The organism is Pseudoxanthobacter sp. (genome assembly GCF_036822375.1).
Taxonomy (GTDB): Bacteria; Pseudomonadota; Alphaproteobacteria; order Rhizobiales; family Segnochrobactraceae; genus Pseudoxanthobacter.
The window spans coordinates 10,261-12,109 of the sequence record NZ_DAISHT010000005.1 but is presented as its reverse complement, the minus strand read 5'-3'; the positions used below and the strand labels follow the sequence as shown (position 1 = coordinate 12,109).

The window sequence follows — 1,849 nt, the reverse complement described above, 5'->3', positions numbered from 1 at the left end:
AGCAGGTCGGGGAGGGGCAGGGAAGGCCGTCAGGCGGCCATCAGGGCGGCGACTTCCGCGCCGCTGCGCGGCCGGTAGGCGGCGTTGTCGCGGGCGGTCCAGCCGCCGGCGCCGTCATCGAGGATGCGGGTCTTCATGCCGCCCGAGCGTTCGATGATGCCGTAGTCCTGCCCGGAATCGGCCGGGTAGGCGAACACCATGACGAAATCGCCGGGACCGGTGTTGACCGAGCGGTGAATCCAGCGCGGCGGCACATAGCAGATCGACTGCGGGCCGATTTCGACGATGCGGATGTCGCCGGCCGGCGACTCCATCAGCATCAGCCCCTGTCCGGCCTGCCCGTAATAGATTTCCGGCCGGTCGGCGCGGGCGTGGATGTGACCGCGCGTCAGGAAATATTCGTCGCCGACCTTGCCGGGGCTCATGCGCGTGACGCCGAAGATCATGTCGCCGGCGTTCTCGCTCGGGCGGAATTCGGTGACGTCGTAAACGATTTCATCGCCGCGCGTGGCCGTAAGGGCGGCAAAGGCCGCCGCGTCCAGATAGAGCCCGGCCAGATCGGCCAGACGCTTCCTGTAGGCGCCGGTGCCGCCGGCAAGCCGTCCGGCCGCCACATCGACCAGACAGCAGGCAGGTTCAAACAGGGTCATGCCACTCTCCTCAGCGGTTTGGTAGTTTTGTTACCGACTTTGGAGTGAAAGCACAAGATGGTAGCATCGCCGGGTGGCGAGGTGGCGGAAAAGCGGCAAATTTGTGCGCTGCAGCGTCGATTATCGTTGACGTACGCCGCGTGCCGGTATTATTGCTACATAAACCCGGGGCGCAGACCCCTAATTCCAGTCCAATCCGGGAGGACTCAGACCGTGATCCGTTCGTCTTCGCGCAGCCTCGTGAAGGGCTGCCTGCTCGCTGCCACCATCCTCGGCGCTTCCGCCGGCGCAGCGCGCGCCGATGGCTGCCTCGTCGGCGTGTCGATGTTCACGCTGGCCGCGCCCTACTATGCCGCCCAGCTTTCCGCGGCGACCGAAGAGGCCAAGAAGCTCGGCTGCGAGGTGACCACCGCCGACGGCCAGAACGACATGGCCAAGCAGATCGGCGACGTGGAAGACATGGTGGCCCGCGGCATCAATGTGCTGGTCATCGATCCGCGCGATCCGGAAGGTCTGGTGCCGGCGGTCAATGCTGCGGCCGCGGCCGGCGTCAAGGTCGTGGTCATCGACAGCGCGCTGAACCCCAAGGCCAATTATGTGACGCTGGTGCAGTCCTCCAACGACCAGAACGGCAAGCTGGTCGGCGAGTGGCTGGCGGGCCAGACCAAGGGCAAGCCGATCAGGATCGCGCTCATCTCCGGCGACAAGGGCAATCTGGTGGGCGAGGAGCGCCGGCTCGGCGTCATCCGCGGCCTCGTGGAGGCGCAACTGCGCCAGAACGGTTCCGCCGAAGTCGAGATCGTCGGGCAGGGCTGGGGCGGCTGGACCCATGAGGGCGGCCTGAAGGCCATGGAAGACCTGCTGACGGCCCACCCCGACGTGAACGTGGTGCTGGGCGAGAACGACTCCATGGTCCTCGGCGCTGCCAAGGCGCTGGAGCAGGCCGGCAAGACCGACGTTCTGCTGGTTGCGGCCGCCGATGGCCAGAAGGAAGCCTACGCCATGATCCGGGAAGGCAAGTACGGCGCCACCGGTCTCAACAATCCGACCGAGATCGGCCGCCTCGGCGTGGAATACGGCGTGCAGGCGCTGAAGGGCGAGCTGCCGGCGGGCTTCCCGAAGGTGTCCTTCACCGCCCCGGCGGTGATCACGAAGGACAACGTGGACCAGCACTACCGTCCCGACTCCATCTTCTGACC

2 protein-coding genes are annotated in these 1,849 nt (G+C 66.4%); one reads left to right on the top strand and one right to left on the bottom strand.

Translation table 11 applies throughout. The annotated features are described in order from the left end of the window. Positions 1-29: 29 nt before the first annotated feature. Positions 30-650, bottom strand: a complete 621-nt coding sequence (locus V7067_RS01330) for a glucose-6-phosphate isomerase (RefSeq protein WP_334174065.1) — start codon at positions 648-650, stop codon at positions 30-32. Positions 651-890: 240 nt separating this feature from the next. Between V7067_RS01330 and V7067_RS01325 the strand changes: the two genes are divergently transcribed. Then, positions 891-1,847, top strand: coding sequence for a substrate-binding domain-containing protein (locus tag V7067_RS01325; RefSeq protein ID WP_334174105.1), 957 nt, complete (start codon positions 891-893; stop codon positions 1,845-1,847). The last annotated feature ends 2 nt before the right edge of the window (positions 1,848-1,849 follow it).

Coding starts and splice junctions, on each gene's coding strand:
- V7067_RS01330 (WP_334174065.1), bottom strand. CDS start 650: ATGACCCTGTTTGAACCTGCCTGCTGTCTGGTCGATGTGGCGGCCGGA.